This window comes from Paenibacillus zeisoli (assembly GCF_003994465.1).
Taxonomy (GTDB): Bacteria; Bacillota; Bacilli; order Paenibacillales; family Paenibacillaceae; genus Fontibacillus; species Fontibacillus zeisoli.
Genome location: NZ_RZNX01000001.1, coordinates 852,099 through 870,936, shown reverse-complemented (window position 1 = coordinate 870,936; position 18,838 = coordinate 852,099). Strand labels below are relative to the sequence as shown.

23 protein-coding genes are annotated in these 18,838 nt (G+C 47.9%); 20 read left to right on the top strand and 3 right to left on the bottom strand.

What is annotated here, in order from left to right:
- Positions 1 to 9: 9 nt before the first annotated feature.
- Genes EJP77_RS04180 through EJP77_RS04170 form a run of 3 tightly spaced genes read left to right on the top strand, consistent with a single transcriptional unit; the run spans position 10 to position 2,329 of the window.
- Positions 10 to 768, top strand: coding sequence for a metal ABC transporter ATP-binding protein (locus EJP77_RS04180; RefSeq protein WP_127197890.1), 759 nt, complete (start codon positions 10 to 12; stop codon positions 766 to 768).
- Positions 769 to 789: 21 nt separating this feature from the next.
- Positions 790 to 1,593: a metal ABC transporter permease gene (locus tag EJP77_RS04175; protein ID WP_127197889.1), complete on the top strand. Its 804-nt coding sequence runs from the start codon at positions 790 to 792 to the stop codon at positions 1,591 to 1,593.
- Between the two features lie 22 nt (positions 1,594 to 1,615).
- The gene (locus tag EJP77_RS04170; protein WP_127197888.1) at positions 1,616 to 2,329 is read left to right on the top strand and encodes a cytochrome c biogenesis CcdA family protein; all 714 of its coding nucleotides are present in this window, start codon (positions 1,616 to 1,618) and stop codon (positions 2,327 to 2,329) included.
- Here the strand turns inward: EJP77_RS04170 and splB are convergent.
- Entirely contained in the window at positions 2,326 to 3,399 is a 1,074-nt protein-coding gene (splB, locus tag EJP77_RS04165) for a spore photoproduct lyase (RefSeq protein ID WP_127197887.1), read from the bottom strand. The genes EJP77_RS04170 and splB overlap by 4 nt on opposite strands.
- A gap of 204 nt (positions 3,400 to 3,603) precedes the next feature.
- Here splB and mntR point away from each other — a divergent pair, with 204 nt between their 5' ends.
- The 3 genes from mntR (at position 3,604) to EJP77_RS04150 (ending at position 6,844) form a co-directional block, all read left to right on the top strand.
- On the top strand, positions 3,604 to 4,029 hold the full coding sequence (gene mntR / locus EJP77_RS04160) for a transcriptional regulator MntR (RefSeq protein ID WP_127197886.1): 426 nt from the start codon (positions 3,604 to 3,606) through the stop codon (positions 4,027 to 4,029).
- A 122-nt stretch (positions 4,030 to 4,151) separates the two neighbouring features.
- Positions 4,152 to 5,759, top strand: coding sequence for a family 10 glycosylhydrolase (locus EJP77_RS04155; RefSeq protein WP_127197885.1), 1,608 nt, complete (start codon positions 4,152 to 4,154; stop codon positions 5,757 to 5,759).
- Positions 5,760 to 5,878: 119 nt separating this feature from the next.
- Positions 5,879 to 6,844 (top strand): patatin-like phospholipase family protein, encoded by a 966-nt coding sequence (locus EJP77_RS04150; protein WP_127197884.1) that lies wholly within the window; start codon positions 5,879 to 5,881, stop codon positions 6,842 to 6,844.
- A gap of 31 nt (positions 6,845 to 6,875) precedes the next feature.
- On the opposite strand, the gene EJP77_RS04145 is transcribed toward EJP77_RS04150, so the two are convergent.
- Both EJP77_RS04145 and EJP77_RS04140 read right to left on the bottom strand, forming a co-directional pair.
- A complete protein-coding gene (locus EJP77_RS04145) occupies positions 6,876 to 7,202 on the bottom strand; it encodes a hypothetical protein (RefSeq protein WP_127197883.1) in 327 nt (108 codons plus the stop codon).
- A 7-nt stretch (positions 7,203 to 7,209) separates the two neighbouring features.
- Positions 7,210 to 8,205: a DUF1385 domain-containing protein gene (locus EJP77_RS04140; RefSeq protein ID WP_127197882.1), complete on the bottom strand. Its 996-nt coding sequence runs from the start codon at positions 8,203 to 8,205 to the stop codon at positions 7,210 to 7,212.
- Positions 8,206 to 8,397: 192 nt separating this feature from the next.
- Here EJP77_RS04140 and EJP77_RS04135 point away from each other — a divergent pair, with 192 nt between their 5' ends.
- From EJP77_RS04135 to EJP77_RS04070, 14 genes are all read left to right on the top strand, one after another.
- Positions 8,398 to 8,925, top strand: a complete 528-nt coding sequence (locus tag EJP77_RS04135) for a YqhR family membrane protein (protein ID WP_127197881.1) — start codon at positions 8,398 to 8,400, stop codon at positions 8,923 to 8,925.
- A 54-nt stretch (positions 8,926 to 8,979) separates the two neighbouring features.
- Positions 8,980 to 9,423: a type II 3-dehydroquinate dehydratase gene (gene aroQ, locus EJP77_RS04130; protein WP_127197880.1), complete on the top strand. Its 444-nt coding sequence runs from the start codon at positions 8,980 to 8,982 to the stop codon at positions 9,421 to 9,423.
- A gap of 13 nt (positions 9,424 to 9,436) precedes the next feature.
- Positions 9,437 to 10,507 carry a M24 family metallopeptidase gene (locus EJP77_RS04125; RefSeq protein ID WP_127197879.1) on the top strand — a complete coding sequence of 357 codons (1,071 nt, stop codon included), beginning with the start codon at positions 9,437 to 9,439 and terminating at the stop codon, positions 10,505 to 10,507.
- Between the two features lie 54 nt (positions 10,508 to 10,561).
- On the top strand, positions 10,562 to 11,119 hold the full coding sequence (gene efp, locus EJP77_RS04120) for an elongation factor P (protein WP_127197878.1): 558 nt from the start codon (positions 10,562 to 10,564) through the stop codon (positions 11,117 to 11,119).
- Positions 11,120 to 11,301: 182 nt separating this feature from the next.
- Positions 11,302 to 12,555 carry an aspartate kinase gene (locus EJP77_RS04115; RefSeq protein WP_127197877.1) on the top strand — a complete coding sequence of 418 codons (1,254 nt, stop codon included), beginning with the start codon at positions 11,302 to 11,304 and terminating at the stop codon, positions 12,553 to 12,555.
- 151 nt (positions 12,556 to 12,706) lie between these two features.
- Positions 12,707 to 12,973, top strand: a complete 267-nt coding sequence (locus tag EJP77_RS04110) for a YqhV family protein (protein ID WP_127197876.1) — start codon at positions 12,707 to 12,709, stop codon at positions 12,971 to 12,973.
- 94 nt (positions 12,974 to 13,067) lie between these two features.
- Positions 13,068 to 14,066, top strand: a complete 999-nt coding sequence (gene spoIIIAA / locus EJP77_RS04105) for a stage III sporulation protein AA (protein WP_127197875.1) — start codon at positions 13,068 to 13,070, stop codon at positions 14,064 to 14,066.
- Positions 14,059 to 14,577 (top strand): stage III sporulation protein SpoIIIAB, encoded by a 519-nt coding sequence (gene spoIIIAB / locus EJP77_RS04100; protein ID WP_127197874.1) that lies wholly within the window; start codon positions 14,059 to 14,061, stop codon positions 14,575 to 14,577. The genes spoIIIAA and spoIIIAB overlap by 8 nt, the downstream gene beginning before the upstream one ends.
- Before the next feature lie 54 nt (positions 14,578 to 14,631).
- Positions 14,632 to 14,835 (top strand): stage III sporulation protein AC, encoded by a 204-nt coding sequence (gene spoIIIAC, locus EJP77_RS04095; protein ID WP_127197873.1) that lies wholly within the window; start codon positions 14,632 to 14,634, stop codon positions 14,833 to 14,835.
- A 10-nt stretch (positions 14,836 to 14,845) separates the two neighbouring features.
- Positions 14,846 to 15,235: a stage III sporulation protein AD gene (gene spoIIIAD, locus EJP77_RS04090; RefSeq protein ID WP_127197872.1), complete on the top strand. Its 390-nt coding sequence runs from the start codon at positions 14,846 to 14,848 to the stop codon at positions 15,233 to 15,235.
- Positions 15,236 to 15,256: 21 nt separating this feature from the next.
- Entirely contained in the window at positions 15,257 to 16,447 is a 1,191-nt protein-coding gene (gene spoIIIAE, locus EJP77_RS04085) for a stage III sporulation protein AE (RefSeq protein ID WP_127197871.1), read from the top strand.
- Positions 16,448 to 16,473: 26 nt separating this feature from the next.
- Positions 16,474 to 17,247 carry a stage III sporulation protein AF gene (gene spoIIIAF / locus EJP77_RS04080; protein ID WP_127197870.1) on the top strand — a complete coding sequence of 258 codons (774 nt, stop codon included), beginning with the start codon at positions 16,474 to 16,476 and terminating at the stop codon, positions 17,245 to 17,247.
- A gap of 13 nt (positions 17,248 to 17,260) precedes the next feature.
- Complete coding sequence (gene spoIIIAG / locus EJP77_RS04075) at positions 17,261 to 17,908, top strand: stage III sporulation protein AG (RefSeq protein WP_185897144.1); 648 nt, start codon at positions 17,261 to 17,263, stop codon at positions 17,906 to 17,908.
- 32 nt (positions 17,909 to 17,940) lie between these two features.
- Positions 17,941 to 18,699 (top strand): SpoIIIAH-like family protein, encoded by a 759-nt coding sequence (locus EJP77_RS04070; RefSeq protein WP_127197868.1) that lies wholly within the window; start codon positions 17,941 to 17,943, stop codon positions 18,697 to 18,699.
- Positions 18,700 to 18,838 lie beyond the last annotated feature (139 nt).

The following is an 18,838-nucleotide window of genomic DNA, read 5'->3' as shown; positions in this document are numbered from 1 at the left end:
CGGCCGGTTATGACTTCAGACAGCAGCACACCCGCACCTTATTGTCATCAGAATATCATTGAAATTGACCAGGTATCATTCTCTTACCGGGATCAGAAGGTCATTACAGACCTAAGCTTTACGGCCAAGGAAAGGGACTTTGTTGGCGTGCTGGGGTCTAACGGTACGGGGAAGACGACGCTGCTCAAAATGATTGTCGGACTCCTGAATCCTTCACAAGGCAGCATTAAGCTCTTTGGCGAACCCATTCAGAAATTCAAGGACTGGGAAAGAATTGGGTATGTTCCACAGAAAAATGCATTTAATCCGCTGTTTCCCGCCACTGTGCGGGAAGTTGTGCTTTCTGGCTTATACAGCAACCGGAAGATCTTCCGCCGAATGGGACGAGCGGATCATCAGAAATGTGCGGATGCCATGGAAGTCATGCGAATAACGGATATTGCGAATAAAAGAATTGGACAGCTCTCAGGCGGGCAGCAGCAGCGTGTATTCCTGGCCAGAGCCTTAATTAATCATCCGGATCTCCTGATCCTTGATGAACCCACGGTAGGGATTGATGTACAGACCCAAGCTGATTTCTTCGAACTCATCTTTCATATGCATGCGCATCATCATATGACCTTCTTGATGGTATCCCATGATATCGAGATGATCGAAGGATATCTTGGGAAGGAACCGCGTGACCGAAGCGGCGGGATCAAGTTCCATGTTAGACATTCTCATGATACGGACTGTGAGATACCGGATTTGCAGCATTCGCTTAACTAGCTTTTGAAGGAGATATGAACATTGGAAATTTTAACGGTAGATTTTTTCCAGAGAGCGCTCGCGGGAGGACTGCTCATCGGGATTACGGCGCCGCTTATTGGGATATTCCTCGTACTGCGTCGTCTGTCGATGATTGGAGATACTCTCGCACACGTTACTATTGCGGGTGTGGCACTCGGTTTTCTCATTAATGTGTACCCTATTGCCGTTGGACTTGTCTTCGCCATCGTGGCTTCATTTGCCATCGAGAAGCTGCGTAAGGCCTATCGCGGATATGCGGAGCTGTCCATTGCCATCATTATGTCTGGCGGGGTGGCATTGGCTTCGCTGTTCTTCACCCTGGGAATGGGATATAATACCGATGTTGTGAGTTATTTATTCGGCAGTATTTATACACTGGATACAACGGATCTGTATGTAGTAGGAGCTGTTACAGTCATTGTCGTGATCGGAATCTCGGTGTTCTTCAAGGAATTCTTCCTTCTTACCTTTGAAGAAGATGCAGCTGCGGTCAGCGGCCTGCCTGTAAAATGGCTTAATCTGCTGATTACTGTGATGACAGCACTCGTAATCAGTACGGCAATCAAAATTGTTGGAGCTTTGCTGGTATCAGCACTGATCACCATACCGGCTGCGTGCAGCCTGTTTATTGCCAGAAGCTTCAAGAGTTCGGTAATCTTCTCGGTCGTCATTGCTGAAATTGCTGTGGTTGTTGGGCTAATGGTCGCGGGAATCTGGAATTTGGCTCCTGGTGCTACGATCGTGCTGCTCCTTATAGCCATGCTAATTCTGACTCTGCTTGCCAAAAGAGGGTTTACTGCTTAATTGGACTTGATAGGAGGAACTGATGACGGATCTCAATATTTGGGTGGCCTTTGCGGCCGGGATAGCCTCATTCATTTCGCCCTGCTGCCTGCCTCTATATCCTTCATATTTATCCTATATCACCGGGATGTCCGTGCAGACCCTGCGTAATGAGCAGGACAGGCCAAACGTCCGGTTCAGGACGATGACCCATACGCTCGCTTTTATTTTGGGGTTCTCTGCGGTATTCTACACACTTGGATTTGGGGCAGGAATGTTCGGGCAGATCTTTAATGAATACAGAGACTTGATTCGGCAGCTATCTGCTATCTTGATTATTATTATGGGTTTATTCTTATTAGGGCTATTCCAGCCGCAATTCTTGATGAAAGAACGCAAGCTGGATTTCAAATGGAAGCCTGCCGGATACATAGGGTCCTTCATTCTGGGTATTGGCTTCTCAGCCGGATGGTCCCCATGTGTTGGGCCGATTCTTATGTCAATTATTGCCTTGTCAGCAAGCGCTCCCGGCACATGGCTGGGTCTTATTACAGCATACTCGATAGGTTTTGCATTACCCTTCTTCGTACTGGCGTTCTTCATCGGCTCAACGAAGTGGATACTAAGGTACTCCAGTCTAATGATGAAGATTGGTGGCGGCTTGATGGTGCTTATGGGGCTTCTGCTCTTCACCAACCGGATGACCTACATCACCATTTGGCTGCAGAGCATCACCCCGGAATGGTTGAAATTCTAGGTGAAGTAATCAATCTTGGCATAAGGAAAATGCTCAAAAATTCGCTCTGTGATGAATTCGCGCAGGGCGTTTTGCTGTTCATCAGGGTATACATATTTATATTGCCCGTAGCGGCCCCATTTTTTCTTGCGCTTCTCCATATCCATTTCGAGCTTTGTTTTTGGATATCTTTTCTCAATTGTAGCTTTTGCCGTCTTGGTGAAACGATGCTGGATCATCTCGAAAGTCAAATCTTTTACTGGTTCGTCCGGCATGGCCTGTGCCAGCCGCTGAAGCAGGTCGGCGTAACCCTGTTCCCATCCGTCATACCAAATGATCGGTGCAATGATGAAGCCTAGCGGGTAGCCGGCCTTGGCTATTTTGCCTGCCGCTTCGATGCGTTCTTCAAAGCTGGACGTGGCTGGCTCGAATTGACGAATCACGTAATCGGAATTGATACTGAACCTTATGCGGGTATGACCGCCATGCTTGAGGTCCAGGAGTGGATCAACATGGTGAAACTTCGTTACAAACCTCAGACGGCCGTACTCTTCTCCAGCCATGAAGTTGATGAGTTCCGTTAAAGAGCCGGTGATATGCTCTAGGCCTACAGGATCGGAGGTGCATGCTGCTTCAAATCGTGTAATTTCTGGAATGCGTTCGTCGATGTATTTCTTGGCGGCGGATATGATGTCCCCGGTGTTCACATAGACCCTGATATATGGCTTAGCCCCCAAGGTGGTCTGCAGATAGCAGTAGTGGCAGTGGCCCATGCAGCCAGTCGAGATCGGGATGGCATATTCAGCGGACGGCTTGGATTGATCGAATGTTAATGTCTTGCGCACGCCTACAACCAAGGTACGCTTGGCGTTCTTGTACTGCTGCAGTTCCGTATCTCCGGGCAGTCCGGTTATGCGGTTATGCGAAGTCGTCATTTTGAAAGGGATATTCTGGGATTTGACCCAATCCATAATCTGAATGCCTTTGGGATATTCCAGGGCTCCTGGTTCAAAATAAACAAAGTCAGGGACAAAAGGTTTGGTATGAGTTCTGGGCTTTGCAGGGGGTTCAGCAGTTGTTAGGGTAGCCATCGTATTAACCTCCAGACCAGTTATGATATTTACTATTGTGTGTGGAACGCTCTTTGAAGAATCATGGCAATAATAAGTACATGAGTGCAGTACACATGCCTACGCCGCCAGGACTTGCCAAGTCCTCTCTGGAACATGTATCATTACAAGAGCAGGTTTCTCGGCACACAGGCCATTGTTGATAAATAGAAAAGAGGGAATGACATGCCAACGCCCAGCATGGAGGATTATTTGGAGCGCATTTACAAGCTTATTGACGAGAAAGGATATGCGCGCGTCTCGGATATAGCCGAAGGCTTGGAGGTTCACCCTTCATCCGTAACGAAGATGATCCAGAAGTTGGATAAGGACGATTATTTGATCTATGAGAAGTACAGAGGACTTGTCCTTACAAGCAAAGGCAAGAAAGTGGGCAAGCGTCTGGTCGACCGGCATGAACTGCTGGAGGAATTTCTCGAAATGATCGGAGTACAGCAGGAGAACATTTACAGAGATGTTGAGGGAATTGAACATCATTTAAGCTGGGATTCTATTACCCGGATTGAAACATTAGTCGAATTTTTACGTCAAGATAAACAAAGAATACAGCAGCTTCACGCTTTGCATGGTGAAGTGATTAGCGATTCGTGAATGAGGCATCTGTCCTTATAGACAGGTGCCTATTCTTTTTCAGGGGGGGATCGCTCAAGCTTTACTCTTGCATTGGCGTTATTTCGCCTGCAAATTTATGATTTTGGGAGGAATAATAGTATATGAAGTTTCGAAGTTTGTTGATGCTGTTGCTCATGTTGGTGCTGAGTCTGTCGTCCTTGTCTCCGTCTGCCCAGGCCAAAGCTACGCAGATCACCATGCTGCTGGATGGACAACCTCTTCATAGCGACGTGCCCCCATATTTGAAATCCAATTTCACTATGGTCCCTCTTCGGGTAATTAGCGAGGGGTTTGGTGCGAGTGTCAATTGGGACAAGGGGACCAGCACGGCAACCATTTCCCAAGGATCGGAAATCTTGGTGCTACAAGCAGGCAGGAAAACAGCGAAAGTGAACGGCACAGCGGTATCTCTAGACGCCTCTGTGCAGGTCGTAAGCGGCCGCACCATGGTTCCGCTGCGGTTTGTTGGTGAGCATTTAGGTCTGCTGGTGAATTGGAATCAGGCGAAGCAGCAGGTCGTCCTTGTTACCAAGAACGCAGGAGGCACTCCGACTGTCCCAGGGACAACCCCGGGAACAACTCCTGGAAGTAGTAACTCGGTCCAGGTTCGCGGAGCATGGATCTCCACGGTATATAACCTGGATTGGCCAAGCTCGAAATCTTACGGCAATGTAGATCAGCAGAAAGCTGAGTATAGCTCGCTATTAGATAAGCTGCAGGATACAGGGATCAACGCTGTATTCGTACAGGTGCGTCCTGCTGCGGATGCGATCTACCCTTCAAAGTTTGTGCCTTGGTCTCAATATTTAACCGGGACTCCAGGCAAGGACCCTGGTTATGATCCATTGGCTTATCTGGTAGAAGAGACGCACAAGCGGGGGATGCAGTTCCACGCCTGGTTTAACCCTTTCCGGGCCAGCATTCTGACTGATGTCAGTAAGCTGCCTGCCGGCAGCACGGCGGTGCAGCATCCAGACTGGATTGTGAAGCAGGGCGGGAAGCTGTATATTAATCCCGGTATTCCGGAAGCCCGCCAGCAGATTATCGATTCCGTAATGGAAGTTGTACAGAATTATAATGTTGACGGCGTTCATATGGATGACTACTTCTATCCATCAGGAGAAAGTATCAGCGACAAATTCAATGATGATAGTACCTATGTAACTTATAATCCGGATCAGATCAAGAATAAAGGGGATTGGCGGCGCAGCAATATCAATACCTTTGTAAGAGATCTGGGCCAGAGCATCCATAGAGTCAAACCGGGCGTGAGCTTTGGAATAAGCCCGTTTGGCGTGTGGCGTAACAAGGCAACTGACATCACAGGCTCAGATACCAAGGCGGGAATAACCGCTTATGACAGCATGTATGCCGATGTTCGGACCTGGATTCAGAATGGGTGTATCGATTATGTGGCTCCCCAAATCTATTGGAGTATGTCGTTCACAAATGCCCGTTATGACAAATTGGTGGATTGGTGGTCTCAGGAGGTTCGTGGAACAGGCGTCAAATTGTATATTGGCCATGCTCCATATAAGCTCGGAAGTCCAGAAGTAGGCTGGCAGACTGCCCAGGAGATCATTAACCAACTGAATTACAACAAGCAGTCGAGTGAAGTACAGGGAAGTATCTTTTATAGTGCCAAAGATTTGATCAAGAATCCGCTAGGCTTGCTGCCATTATTGAAATCTTATTTTCTTGCTAATTAACGGAAATTGATCTGAGCTGATGTCATAAAAGCAGCCCCCATCCACATACATAAGCAGTAGACCGCCCCTTTACTTTGGGGTGTGGCCACTCTTGTGCAGGATGGGGGCTGTTTGGCTGTATGCGGATAAATGGTGTATTCCAAGGCGGAGGGGTCAGAGGCATTTCTCTGGTAGGCGCGGTACGTGCGGCTGAAATGCACGATTTCAAATTTGTAAGATTGGCTGGAACCTCTTCCGGGTCTATTGTTGCGGCACTAATGGCAGCCGGTTACAATGCGGAAGAGATGAGGGAGCTTATTCTTGCGACGAACTTTGCCAAGTTCCTAAAGAGATCAGCCATATTCAATACTCCGCTTATCGGTCCGGCAGCGCGCATTATGTTGAAGAAAGGGTTGTATGCGGGAGAAGCTCTGGAGGACTGGCTCAGAAAGGCGCTTCTCGTCAAGAAGGTCAGAACATTTAAAGATCTGGAGAAAGGCAAGCTGACGATCATAGCCTCCGATATCACAAGCGGTAAAATTCTGATTCTTCCTGATGATTTGCAAAAGCTGGGGATCGACGCGAACCAATTTGACGTCGCCCATGCCGTAAGAATGAGCTGCAGTATTCCCTATTTCTTCGATCCTGTTCTGCTTCGGCTGCCGCCCAAGCTGTCCCGGGGAAAGGCGTTTAAGGATCAATTCATTCATATCGTGGATGGGGGTCTCCTCAGCAATCTGCCGCTTTGGCTGTTCGATCAGGATGGGGTTAAGGCGGATGGAGAAATTATTCCAACGGTAGGCTTTCAAATGGTAGGGAAGAACTCGAACCAGCCGCACCGGATCGGAGGGCCTTTCAGCATGCTTCAGGCGTTATTCGATACCATGTTGTCGGCTCATGATGAGCGGTATATTGAACAGGAGAATCGGTATCGGACGGTCAAGGTACCTATTCTTGGCATAGGGGTAACCCAGTTTCATATTACACATGAAGAAAGCCTGCTGCTTCATGAATCCGGCTTCCGGGCGGGAAGCAAGTTCTTCGGTGACTGGAGTACCCAGTATTACGAAGAGGAATTCATCAAGTATTTTCAGCAGGCTTTCTAATCTAAGAGTTTATGTTCAACTTAATTGATTGTTAGTGATATTTAGGCTGCTGCCCATCCTCATTTTTGCCTTTATTACCTTCGATAACTTGAAAAGGATAATGCTTGCGTTTGGGAGCGGCATCAGAACGGCGCTGGGGCGTCGTTTTTGCTATTTTTGCCATAGTTTTGGCTGATGGCTTCACTTTCGGTGACTTCGAACGGTACTTGGCCGGCGGGAATTTATAGAGAAGAAACACGGCGGCAACCAGAACGACGGGGATCAGCCAATTCAGAATTCCGCCAGTAAGCATGCTGTTGGCAATTCCGATTGCTGCAAGTCCGATAAGGACCCAAAATATGACAGCCTGTTTTCTCATCGATTAATCATCCTTTCACGGGGTCCAGATGGGTACCGAGCGTTGAAAGCTCAGCCGAAGCATTCCGTTCCAGTTCAGCATCAAGCTCGCGCATCCGGTTAAAGGAGGCGATAGATACTTCAACCTGATCATCATTAGGTTCTTTGGTAGTGAGCAGCTGCAGCCACAGTCCAGGATAGCCAAGATAGCGGAGTACAGGAATGTCGCGCATGGAATTCGTAATACGCAGCAGTTCGAATGATACTCCAATGACAAGAGGAAGCAGCAGCAGGCGAATATATACACGTTCCCATAAGTTATCCCAATGAAAGAAAGAATAAATGACAACACCTACGATTACAGTCAGCACCATGAAGCTGCTACCACAGCGGTAATGGAGTCTGCTGTATTTCTGTACATTCTTGACCGTCAGTTCTTCACCGGCCTCATAAGCACTGATTACTTTATGCTCGGCGCCATGATATTGGAACAACCGCTTAATCATTGGCGTTAAGGAAATTCCCCATAAATAAGCGAGTAGAAAAACAATCTTGATTACGCCTTCGAGCAGCGAATGTACAAACGTACTGCTGAAAACATGCTGGAACAGGAACTGCTCGATAACTGCCGGCACCACAGTAAGCACAACTTTACCGAATACAAAAGAAATGATACCCATAATCGCAACGCCAAGGATCATGGTTAGTGAGAAGCCGGATTCCTGCTTCGCCTTCTGCTGGGCTCGTTCCTCCGGACTTAGCTCATCATCAGCCAAAGCCTCAGCGGAATAATTCAGATGCTTCGATCCTTTGGCACTGGCATCAACAATACTCACAATGCCTCGTAAAAGTGGAACTTTACGAAGCTGAGTTACCCATTTCTTGTCTCTCTTGGGGACTTCGAGGAAAGTGATCTCTTGATTCTTCCGGCGGACAGCTGTGACATTCACGTGCTTACCACCGAACATAACGCCCTCGATAACGGCTTGGCCGCCATAGATGGCCGGACTTGATTGTTCAGGCAACAAATTCACCTTCCTAAGCTTAGTATTAGATTTGTCCAAAGGTCACAAATCTGTATGTCATTGTTAAGTCTATTGTATCTAACTTCAGAACTAAATTCTAGTTATTCGAACTGATTAGCCTTTGTCTAATTGCGCATACTACATGGAATGAAAGCGAATATCAGGCATATTACAGGAAGGAATGACGCAGGTATGGCGCAGCAGCAAAGAAGAAGTGAGAATACTGGTAATCCTACAAATCCTTGGCGGTTTGCTCTAGAGCTTGGTTTTTTTGCAGGATTAATATGGGGAGGCGTTCATGGGGTATTCTATTTTTTCAGATTCACCTCGATTATTCCTGGTTTCCTTGCGGAGCCTTTCTTCAAGACTTCATTCCTTAAGACACAACCCGGATATTATGTGGGTTGGTTGTTCTTTATATTTTTCTCCATCATTGCGGCTTTCCTGTATACCTTTATCTTAAGAAAGGTACGGGGGCCCTGGCTTGGGATGATCTATGGAGTGATTTGGTGGGCTGTGATTTACTTTGCTGTCGGACCCATGCTGCATATGGTAAAGCCCTTCAGACAACTTCATTTCACAACCCATATCAGCGAGTTCTGCCTGTTCCTTCTATGGGGGTTATTTATCGGATATACAGCTGCATTTGAGTACACGGATGAACGGGACAGGGAGCCTAAGAAGCTGATGAGACAGCTCAAAAGTGCTTCTCAAGAATAACCATCCTATGGTAAAATAAGCTTTGGTTATTTTACGAGGAGAGGGTGGGGGACGATGATCCGCATTCTGGTTATTAACGGCCCGAATTTGAATTTGCTCGGGGTTCGTGAACCTGGAATATACGGCTCCTTAAGCTTGGCTTCCATTGAGGAGAATTTAAGGAAGCAGGCTGAGGATATGGGTATTCAAATTTCGTTCTTCCAATCTAATCACGAAGGGCATATTATTGACCGCATTCAGGCGGCAATGGGCGAGGTGGACGGGATTGTAATCAACCCGGGTGCACTGACCCATTATAGCTATGCGATTCGGGATGCCTTAACTACAGTGAAAATTCCGGTGGTAGAAGTACATATGTCGAACATCCATGCTCGTGAGGAGTTTAGACACAAATCTGTAGTTGCCCCAGTAGCCGTTGGACAGATCGCCGGTTTTGGCGATGCAAGCTACTATTTGGGACTAACTGCCATGTATCGATACCTTGAGGGCAGGAATTAAGGAGACAAATAATATGGCTAACAAACGGGTAATGAAACTCAGGGAATCGCTGCGTCAGAGAAATTTGGAGGCGGTATTTATAACCAGTGCCGTTAACCGCCGTTATTTGTCTGGCTTTACGGGTTCCTCAGGATATGTGCTGATCACACATCAGAAGGCATACCTGATTACAGACTTTCGTTATATGACTCAAGCTCCACAGCAGGCTGCGGGCTTTGAGGTAGTTGAGCACGGAGTATCTGTACCCGAGACCCTTAAAGAACTCCTTGCGGCTGAACGAATTAGCGAGGTGGGCTTTGAGCAGGACGATGTGGTGTATTCTGCTTATCGCAAATACGAGCAGGAATTAGCTCCCGTTCAGCTTGTGCCAGTAACAGGTATCGTTGAATTATTAAGGGTCTACAAGGATGTAGAAGAGCTTGCGATCATGAAGCAGGCCGCTGATCTGGCGGATCGTACATTCCATTACATGCTGGAGATTCTTAAGCCAGGTGTGACCGAGCTTGAGATGGCTCTCGAAATGGAGTTCTTTATGCGTAAGAATGGAGCGACCTCATCTTCTTTTGACACTATTATTGCATCGGGAGAGCGGTCAGCGCTGCCTCATGGCGTAGCAAGTGATCGTGTAATTGGGAACAACGAGTTCGTCAAGATGGATTTCGGCGCACTGCTTGACGGGTACTGTTCCGATATTACGCGCACCGTAGTGATGGGCACGCCTACTGCAAGACATCGCGAGATCTATGATATTGTGCTGGAAGCTCAGCTTCATACGCTCGAGCATTTGCGTCCAGGTATGACGGGAGCAGCTGCTGATGCCCTTGCGCGGGATGTCATTACCAAGTATGGGTATGGAGAACAGTTTGGACATAGTACGGGTCATGGTCTTGGTATGGAGGTTCATGAGTCGCCTCGCCTGTCCAAGCTTAGCGATACGATTCTTCAGCCTGGTATGGTCGTAACGGTTGAACCGGGGATTTATCTGCCTGGATTCGGCGGCGTGAGAATTGAAGACGATGTGGTGATTACGGAGAACGGAATTCGGCGTTTGACGGAATCGACGAAAGACTTTATTGTTATTTAGAATGGCATCAAGCATAATTATTGGAGTACTTGTATAACTTGAGGAGGATTTTCTGTGATTTCAGTCAACGATTTTAAAACAGGCCTTACTGTAGAAGTAGATGGCGATATCTTTACCGTATTGGAGTTCCAACACGTTAAGCCGGGTAAAGGTGCAGCGTTCGTACGCTCCAAGCTGAAGAACCTTCGTAACGGGAACACCGTTGAGAAGACTTTCCGTGCTGGTGAGACGATTGGACGAGCTATGATCGAGAACCGTGAAGTTCAGTATCTGTATGCAAGCGGTCAAGAGCATACATTTATGGATAACGAGACTTACGATCAATTCGCTTTGGATGCGGACCAGCTGGAATGGGAGCTTAACTTCCTCAAAGAGAACATGAACGTGAAGATCGTGAGCTACCAGGGTGAGATCCTGGGAATTAACCTGCCGACAAGCGTTGAGCTCAAAGTGGTTGAAACAGAGCCAGGCGTTAAAGGCAACACGGCACAAGGCGCTACGAAGAGCGCTAAAGTTGAAACAGGGCTTAGTGTTCAGGTTCCTCTTTTCATTAACGAAGGCGATGTACTGCTTATCGATACTCGTGAAGGTAAATACATTTCCCGCGCATAGTCTTCTATGTGGCTGACATGATTCCTCCATCCTTCGGATGGGGGAATTTTTGTGCAGGTGCGCAAAAAGATTGACTTCCTAACTGACTTTCGTATTATACTGGTTTAAAGCGTTACTGGATATGGATTGATTATGCCAAACGCCATACTTGGAGTATTTTGATCAATGAGGAGTGAACCAACTTGGCTTTATACGTAATGAAATTCGGAGGGAGCTCTGTAGGCGATACAGAGCGAATGAAACGCGTAGCAAAGCGTATCGCTGAGAAACAAGACGAAGGACATCAGTGCGTTGTCGTCGTTTCGGCTATGGGAGATACTACGGATGACCTGATTGACCAGGCCAAGCTACTGAATGCAGAGCCGCCGGCTAGAGAAATGGATATGCTGATGACCAATGGTGAACAAATATCGATTGCCATGCTGTCCATCGCGCTTCATGCCATTGGACGAAAGGCTGTTTCCTATACAGGTTGGCAGGCGGGCTTCCGGACTGAACCGGTATTCGGAAAAGCACGCATTACGGACATTCGTCCGGAGAAAGTGAAGCAATCGCTTGAAGATGGAGCAATCGTGGTCGTAGCCGGCTTCCAGGGAATGACGGAAGATGGCGAGATTACGACGTTTGGCCGTGGAGGTTCGGATACCACAGCGGTTGCGCTCGCTGCGGCGATCAATGCCGATGTATGTGAGATCTATACCGACGTTGATGGAATCTATTCTACAGATCCGCGGATCGTGAAATGTGCGCGCAAGCTGAGTGAGATTTCTTATGACGAGATGCTGGAGCTCGCCAATCTGGGAGCAGCCGTGCTGCATCCCCGCGCGGTAGAGTACGCGAAGCATCACAAAGTTCGTCTTGTTGTACGTTCAAGCTTTACCCATAATGAAGGCACAGTAGTGAAGGAGGAAGTCAGCATGGAGCAAGGTGTTGTAGTCAGTGGCATTGCTTATGATAAAAATGTGGCGCGTATCAGTATTCTAGGTGTATCTCACGTACCAGGGGTGCTGGCCAAAGTATTTGGTTCACTTGCAGAAGCTAAAATTGACGTTGATATTATTGTACAGAGCGGTGTGCTGGACGGCAAAGCCGATTTCTCATTTACGGTGGCCCTTTCAGACCGGGAAAAGGCGCTGAACGTAATTGAAGGCCTGCGCAGTGATCTTCCTTTCAGCGAAGTGAACTCTGAAGATAACCTGGTGAAGATTTCAATCGTCGGCGCTGGTATGGTTAGTCATCCAGGTGTAGCGGCTCAGATGTTCGATGTCATCTCCAAAGAAGGAGTTAACATCAAGATGGTAAGCACATCCGAGATCAAAGTCTCCTGTGTTATTGATGGAGATAAGCTAGGAGAGGTTATTAAGGCGCTTCATACCGCTTACCAGCTGGATACCGAAGAGCAGGTATTTGTCGGTGGACCGAAAGATCGCAGATAATCACTTGCTTATTAAAGATATAAATTTAATATCCATTTCAGTATAGTTACCTCCAAGAAGATTCACTGTCCAACAGTGAATCTTCTTTTTTTTTCTAAAAAAACAATGAAGCGCATAAAGATAGATAGAGGACAAGAGCAAGGAGGGAACTATGCTTGATAAATTCGTAGCCAGTATGGCGACACTGCGGATCATTTCTGGAACTCTGGAGATTATCGCAGCTATTCTGATGATTAAATTAGGGCGTATCGACAAAGCGCTCGCGGTGAACACGGCCTTGGCTTTTGTAGGGCCGACGGTACTTATCGTGACCACTTCACTTGGACTGATGGGTATGGCTGACAAGCTTTCCTGGGGGAAAATCGGCTGGGTGGCCTGCGGAGTAGTTTGTCTCTTAATTGGTATTTTGAAAAAATGATAGATTTCCCGGCATACCTGGAAAAGTACAGGCATACACTTGTCTTAAGTAAAGTTACTAAAAGTTCTGAATCATTGAACGTATGGGGGTAGGCATGAACCCAACTTGGTTATCTGTATTACCGGAACACATCTCAGGCATGCTTCGCAGGCTCCCTTCTGACCTTCTGTATCAACTGGAAGAAATTCGGATCAGAGAGGGCCGAGCGCTTGAAGTAAACGCAGGTGGGCGGCATTATTTCGTGACCGTGGAGGGAGACCTGAGCCGAGATCCGGAAAAGGCCTTTAAGCCGGGGCGAGAAGATACCCATCGATTGCTTGATCAGATTACGAATCACTCTCTGTATACGATGGAGGAAGAGCTCCGAAGGGGGTTCATCACGATCCCGGGCGGGCACAGGATTGGGCTAGCAGGCAGAACGGTTCTGAGTGGAGGGAAAGTTGAGCATATTCGCGACATCAGCGGGTTCAATATGCGAATCGCCCGAGAAGTAAAGGGAATCGCAGACGCTGTACTGCCACGGCTGCTGGATTTCAGCCACCGTAGTGTGAAGCATACATTAATCCTGTCACCTCCCCAACATGGTAAGACAACCTTGCTTCGCGATTTGGCCAGACAGATCAGTAAGGGAAGCTGGGGACATCCCGAAGCCAAATGGCCAGGGATGAAAGTAGGGATTATCGACGAGCGATCAGAGATCGCAGGAAGCCAGCGAGGAGTACCCAGCTTTGATGTAGGGCCTCGTACCGACATTATGGATGCCTGTCCCAAAGCAGAGGGGATCATGATGATGATCAGGTCCATGTCACCTGAAGTGATCATCGTGGATGAAGTAGGCCGCGAGGAAGATGGGGAAGCACTGGCCGAAGCCCTTCATGCAGGGGTAAGAGTCATCGCCACCGCGCATGGAACCGATGCAGGTGAACTGCTTCACCGACCTGCTTTTGCAAAGCTGGCCAACCCTCCATTTTTCCAGATGTATGTAATTCTATCCAGAACGGACAAGGGTCTCTCATTCAAGCTCCTGGACAGTAAGATGAGATCCATGCAGGTAGAGGAACTACGCCGGAGAGGTAGTGACCATCATGATTAAAATGCTTGGGGCCGTGCTTGTCATTGCTGCAGGCACCATGGCGGGATGGCTGAAAGCCAGGCAATTTGCCAATCGTCCAGACCAAATTCGACGGCTAATCCAGGCTCTAAAAAGGCTCGAGACGGAGATCACCTATGGATTCACCCCTTTACCAGAGGCGCTTAGGCGGATCGGCAAGCAGAATCATGCTCCCATTCGTTCGATTCTGATGAAAGCGGCTGAAGGGATGGATGGACAGGCAGGGATGACCGCGCAGGAAAGTCTGCACAAAGCCATCCATGAGGAATGGGGACATACAGCGATGAAACCTGCTGAGCGGGATGTGCTGTACCAACTAGCTTTTTCGCTCGGGACAAGCGATCGGAGAGATCAGCTGAAGCATATCGAAACTGCGGTCCGCCAACTGGAAGCTGAAGAATCGGCCGCTAGAGAGGACCAGGCGAAGTACGAGAAAATGTTCAGAAGCCTGGGGCTGTTGACAGCGGCTCTGATCGTCATCCTGATCTACTAGAATCCTCCAGGGCATTGCTCCATCCGCTCTAAATAGATAGCGAGGTGCCTTCTCATGAATTTAGAAGTTAATGCCATTTTCCAGATCGCGGGCATCGGTATTATTATTGCGATGATTCACACGGTGCTGAAGCAAATGGGCAAAGAGGACATGGCGCATTGGGTGACCTTGATTGGATTTGTAGTCGTTCTGTTTATGGTCATTCGGATGCTGGACAGCCTATTCCAAGAAATTAAAACGATTTTCCTTTTCCAGTAGGAGGCCCGGCATGGAGATTATCCAGATCGTCGGACTCGGGCTGCTTGCAGCGGTACTGATCCTGGTCATTAAAGAACAGAAGCCGATCTTTGCTTTTCTGATTGCCGCTTTTACCGGGATTACTATTTTTCTACTTCTAATTAGCAAAATCAGTTCCATTATTGATGTGCTTGAAGAACTGGCCAAAGCCTCTGGCGTCCAGATGATCTATCTTAAGACTATCCTGAAAATTATCGGGATTGCTTATATCGCTGAATTCGGTGCCCAAATTGTACGTGATGCAGGGCAAGAAAGTATCGCCTCAAAAATTGAACTCGCCGGCAAAGTGCTAATTATGGTGCTCGCGATTCCGATCATCGGCATCATTATCGAGACTATTATGAAGCTGCTGCCGGTATAGCAGAAATGGGGACAAGGTGCAATGAAGCTCTACGACCTGAATTGGCAAAAGAGAACGCTGATCCTCTTCATACTCGGCTTTATGATCTTCTGGCCGGCGAAGCTGTTCGCACAGTCACAGGACGAAGGCTGGATGAAGCAGCAGGCGTCTGATCTGCCAACGGATCAGGTCGAGACTTATTGGAAGCATCTGATGAAGGACTACGGGGGTTTTTTTCCGGACGATAAGGTTCCTTCCTTCATGGATATGCTGCTGCCTGGAGGGCAAGAGTTCAACTTAAAGGCCGGAATGTCCGCTCTGCTTAAATACATGTGGCATGAGGTGCTGTACAACGGTCATATCTTGGTCACGATTGTAATTCTAACCGTATTCAGCTTGATCCTTGAAACGCTGCAGACCGCATTTGAACGGGGAAATGTCAGCAAAGTAGCCTACTCGATCTGTTATATGGTCATTCTAATCTTGGCGATTAACAGTTTTAACGTGGCCATTGGCTACGCTTCGGATGCCATCAAAGACATGATCGATTTCATGATGGCCATGGTCCCTCTGCTATTCACCATGCTGGCTTCGATGGGGAACATCGTAACCGTAACGGTTACACACCCGCTTGTTGTATTCATGGTGCATACAGTTGGAACACTCGTACGTACAGTGGTGTTTCCGCTGCTGTTCTTCTCGGCAGTGCTGCACATTGTCAGCTCTTTGTCGGACAAGTACAAGCTGACACAGCTGGCGAATCTGCTGCGGACCATCAGCATGAGCTTGCTCGGCGTTCTACTTACGGTCTTTCTCGGAGTCATCTCGGTAAAAGGAATCACAGGTTCTGTTGCCGACGGGGTTACTCTCAGGGCTGCCAAGTACGTAACAGGAAACTTCGTCCCAGTGGTCGGTAAAGTATTTGCAGATGCGACGGATACCGTCATCTCGGCCTCTCTGCTGGTGAAGAATGCGGTCGGCCTCGTAGGTGTCATTATAATCCTCTTCCTATGTGCTTTTCCTGCGATCAAAATCCTTACCCTTGCGCTGATCTATAACTTATCTGCCGCAGTTATGCAGCCGCTTGGGGATACACCTGTCGTAACCTGTCTGGAGACGATAGGCAAGAGCATGATCTATGTATTTGCGGCCATGGCCGCCGTTGGCTTGATGTTCTTTCTGGCCATTACCATCATGCTCACAGCCGGCAATATCACGGTGATGATGCGATGACAATGGACTAGGAAAGGAGAGATTCCATGACCTGGATTGGCAGTTGGCTGAAGGAAATTATATTCGTTGTTCTATTGGCAGGTTTTATTGACCTGCTTCTGCCGAACCGCTCGTTCGAGCGATATGTCAGGCTTGTTGTCAGTCTGCTCATTCTGCTAACGCTTATGTCTCCAGTGGTCAAGCTGATCGGCGGTGACCCGGCGCAGAAGCTGCAGACGGCTCTGAATCAAGCTGCCAAAGAGCTTGATCCTGAGGTGGATGGCAGCAGTACTCATCAGATTGTTCAGCAAGGGTTGGCACTCCGCAAGAAACAAGAAGCGCAGTCCCTCAAATGGGCGGGACAGGAGGTGGCAAAGGAGATGGAGCAGCAGATTGAGAGCCAGACGGAAATCCAGGTCGATCGGGTGGAAGTCACACTTGCCGTAAATAGACAAGCAAGCCAACAGGAAGATGAGCAGCAGCAATCTGCCGAGAAGCCAGTAATTAATCAGGTTGAGGTGTTTCTTGCAGAGAATCAGCAGCCTGAATCCGAAGCATCCCGCCCTAATGAAGAGAAGCCAAAATCAGCAATTTCGGTTCCAGTGATCAAACAGATTGAGAAAGTGAACGTTAGCGTTAAAGAAAATGCCACTCAGGAAGCGAAGTCTGGAACAGAGGGACCCACAGGAACCGAGGGACAGGGGCTTGTTGGTAAGCCATCATCAAGAAACCAGGAAATTGTTAATCAACTGACAAAGAATTGGGGGATTTCCAGAACCGTGGTCAAGATTCATGAGCCTGGGGAACAAGCCGAGAACTAAGGAGGTGGAGAGGTTGGCAAAATGGTGGAAGAAGCTTGAACAATGGCTTGGAGCAGGGCCGGAGGGCGGCAAAAAGATAAATGCTTTAAGGCTGCTGATCATATTGGGACTCATTGGTGTTGCCTTTATGCTGTTCAGTTCTTTCGTAAATGTGAAGAAGATTGATACCGGGGGAGCAGGACGAGAACCACCAGCTCAGAATCAGACTCAGACCACTTCCGCAGCCTCCCCGCAGGAAGATGGGGAGAGTGCTTTTGACAATATAGAGGGCAACCTGGAGAACAGAACCAAAGAAATACTGGAGAAAATCGTTGGCGTTGGTACGGTGGATGTCATGGTTACGATCGATTCAACAGAAGAGGTTGTGGTTCAGCGGAATATGAAGGATTCCCAGGAACAGACCGATGAGACTGACGCCGGAGGCGGGAAGAGACATGTAACCCAGTATACCCGGGATGGACAGATTGTGACCTATGAGGTATCGGGCGATTCTAAGCCGCTGATTACGAAGAAGATCAAGCCAAAGATCCGGGGGGTCCTTGTTGTAGCGCGAGGGGCCGAGAACAAAGTGGTCAAGCAGCTGATTGTTGACGCTGTTGAGAAAGGTCTGAATGTTGCGTCGTACCAAATTTCTGTAGTTCCAAGGAAGGGCACTCAGTAAGGAATTTGAATTCATATTAGGAGGTATTTCTAATGAAAACGAACAGACAAACAATTTGGCTTGTGTCCATGCTCAGCTTAATGGTCATCCTCTCTGCCTATTATCTTTTTACAGAAGACTCCGCGGTAAAAGCTCCAAAAGTAGCCGAGGGTCAGCAGGTATCTGTTCAGGATAAGACGGATGCCAAAGACACAGCTCTGACTCAGGCAAAAGATGATGTCATTGTGGCGGATGTGACAGACAGCAGTGACAAAACACCTGCTGCAGATCCAAGTGCGTCGGATAATACCAAGAAGGATACTGCCAAGAAAGACAGCGCGGCTGGGGATGATAAAAGCGCAGCAGACAAGACAACGAAGGATAATAAATCAGCAGTCACCACGGATGATCAGCAGAAGGATGCCGAAGTGCTGAAGAAGATTGAGGCACAGGGTACAGCGGGTAATGATGCAATTACCAATTATCAGTACCAAAGAGAAGTAGAGAATAATAAGCTTTATGACAAGCTCACACAGACAATCGCGGACCAAACGAAATCAGCAGAAGAAAGTGCAAAGGCTCAAAAGGAATTGACAGCCTTGGAGGATAAAGAATCCAAAATTTCAGATATTGAAGGGAAGCTGCAGCAGCAGTATGCGAATGCGGTCGTGACAGAGAAAGACGATCAATACACTGTAGTTGTGCTAAGTGACAAGCTCGAAGCGAAGCAAGCGGTGAATATCGTAGATTTGATGATCAAAGAGCTTGGTGTAACCCAGGATAAAGTTAAAGTGCAATACGTAACTCAGTAATTTGGAGTGAATAGGGTTGAAATAACGCGAACTATAGGCAAATATGAAGCACTTAGTAAGGAAATCGGCCCAAGAATCTTGGGCTCTTTCTATTTCTTGGACTTGTGATATAATACATAATGCTATGTTCTAAGAAGGC

Bases quoted from the DNA above. Each gene is read 5' to 3' on its own strand.
- spoIIIAB (WP_127197874.1), top strand. From the start codon at position 14,059: ATGATTAAAATGCTTGGGGCCGTGCTTGTCATTGCTGCAGGCACCATG.
- EJP77_RS04135 (WP_127197881.1), top strand. From the start codon at position 8,398: ATGGCGCAGCAGCAAAGAAGAAGTGAGAATACTGGTAATCCTACAAAT.
- aroQ (WP_127197880.1), top strand. From the start codon at position 8,980: ATGATCCGCATTCTGGTTATTAACGGCCCGAATTTGAATTTGCTCGGG.
- spoIIIAD (WP_127197872.1), top strand. From the start codon at position 14,846: ATGGAGATTATCCAGATCGTCGGACTCGGGCTGCTTGCAGCGGTACTG.
- EJP77_RS04150 (WP_127197884.1), top strand. From the start codon at position 5,879: ATGCGGATAAATGGTGTATTCCAAGGCGGAGGGGTCAGAGGCATTTCT.
- EJP77_RS04155 (WP_127197885.1), top strand. From the start codon at position 4,152: ATGAAGTTTCGAAGTTTGTTGATGCTGTTGCTCATGTTGGTGCTGAGT.
- EJP77_RS04170 (WP_127197888.1), top strand. From the start codon at position 1,616: ATGACGGATCTCAATATTTGGGTGGCCTTTGCGGCCGGGATAGCCTCA.
- splB (WP_127197887.1), bottom strand. From the start codon at position 3,399: ATGGCTACCCTAACAACTGCTGAACCCCCTGCAAAGCCCAGAACTCAT.
- EJP77_RS04110 (WP_127197876.1), top strand. From the start codon at position 12,707: ATGCTTGATAAATTCGTAGCCAGTATGGCGACACTGCGGATCATTTCT.
- spoIIIAE (WP_127197871.1), top strand. From the start codon at position 15,257: ATGAAGCTCTACGACCTGAATTGGCAAAAGAGAACGCTGATCCTCTTC.
- EJP77_RS04125 (WP_127197879.1), top strand. From the start codon at position 9,437: ATGGCTAACAAACGGGTAATGAAACTCAGGGAATCGCTGCGTCAGAGA.
- EJP77_RS04070 (WP_127197868.1), top strand. From the start codon at position 17,941: ATGAAAACGAACAGACAAACAATTTGGCTTGTGTCCATGCTCAGCTTA.
- spoIIIAC (WP_127197873.1), top strand. From the start codon at position 14,632: ATGAATTTAGAAGTTAATGCCATTTTCCAGATCGCGGGCATCGGTATT.
- EJP77_RS04145 (WP_127197883.1), bottom strand. From the start codon at position 7,202: ATGAGAAAACAGGCTGTCATATTTTGGGTCCTTATCGGACTTGCAGCA.
- EJP77_RS04180 (WP_127197890.1), top strand. From the start codon at position 10: ATGACTTCAGACAGCAGCACACCCGCACCTTATTGTCATCAGAATATC.
- spoIIIAA (WP_127197875.1), top strand. From the start codon at position 13,068: ATGAACCCAACTTGGTTATCTGTATTACCGGAACACATCTCAGGCATG.
- mntR (WP_127197886.1), top strand. From the start codon at position 3,604: ATGCCAACGCCCAGCATGGAGGATTATTTGGAGCGCATTTACAAGCTT.
- spoIIIAF (WP_127197870.1), top strand. From the start codon at position 16,474: ATGACCTGGATTGGCAGTTGGCTGAAGGAAATTATATTCGTTGTTCTA.